Below are 374 nucleotides of genomic sequence, written 5' to 3' on the forward strand. Positions count from 1 at the left end.
AAGACCTTGTGAGAGCCAGCCTGCTGGCTCCCACATTGGATCTGTGTGAACTCGACATTGAGGTTCACTGAAGACCTGGTGGGAGCCAGCCTGCTGGCGATGAGGCCAGTCATTGCGCCACCGCACTCACAGCCCAAACCGATAGTCCCGCTCCAGCCGACACACCCGCGTATGTTGCGGGTTTATGTGAGCAGCCTGAAGTGCCGGAGATTGTTGCGGTGCGCAGTTTGGTCAGGGGTTGAGGTTTTGTAGTGACTGTTCGGGCGCCATCGCCAGCAGGCTGGCTCCCACATTGGATCTGTGTGAACTCGACATTGAGGTTCACTGAAGACCTGGTGGGAGCCAGCCTGCTGGCGATGAGGCCAGTCATTGCG

Origin of the sequence: Pseudomonas sp. NPDC087346 (genome assembly GCF_044744235.1) — a bacterium.
Lineage (GTDB): Bacteria > Pseudomonadota > Gammaproteobacteria > Pseudomonadales > Pseudomonadaceae > Aquipseudomonas.